Origin of the sequence: Methylobacterium sp. WL103 (assembly GCF_008039885.1) — a bacterium.
In the GTDB taxonomy this organism is placed as follows: Bacteria; Pseudomonadota; Alphaproteobacteria; order Rhizobiales; family Beijerinckiaceae; genus Methylobacterium; species Methylobacterium cerastii.
This window is the reverse complement of the sequence record NZ_VRUX01001243.1, coordinates 1-508: the sequence shown is the minus strand read 5'-3', so window position 1 is coordinate 508 and position 508 is coordinate 1. Positions and strand designations below refer to the sequence as shown.

The following is a 508-nucleotide window of genomic DNA, read 5'->3' as shown; positions in this document are numbered from 1 at the left end:
GTGCCTGACGGCTTCGGGTGCCGCCGGCATCATGGTCGGCCGCGCGGCCGACCATGATGCCGGCGGCACCCGAAGCCGTCAGGCACGCCCTGGCGGTGGCCAGGTCCGTCACGTCGCCGTTGGCGATGACGGGGATCGACACCGCGGACACGACCGCGCGAATCGCCGCCCAATCGGCGCTGCCCTTGTAGAATTGCTGGCGGGTGCGGCCGTGCACGGTCACCGCGTTCAGCCCCAGCGCCTGCGCCCGGCGGGCGAGGTCCGCCGCGTTCAGGCTCTGGTGGTCCCAGCCGAGACGCATCTTCACCGTCACCGGGATCGACACCGCCTCGCGGACCGCCGCAAGCAGGCGGCCGGCGTGGTCGAGGTCGCGCATCAGCGCCGAGCCGGAGGCGATGCCGGTGACGACCTTGGCCGGGCAGCCCATGTTGACGTCGATCACGTCCGCGCCGTTCGCCTCGGCGATCCGCGCGGCCTCCGCCATCGGCTCGGGCGCGCAGCCGGCGAG

The 508-nt window shown here is 73.8% G+C and carries 1 protein-coding gene; it reads right to left on the bottom strand.

Features of this window, described 5'->3' with window-relative positions; genetic code table 11:
* Positions 1 to 508 (bottom strand): tRNA-dihydrouridine synthase family protein (locus FV222_RS28830; RefSeq protein ID WP_147816530.1); only part of this gene is annotated, 508 nt, incomplete at both ends.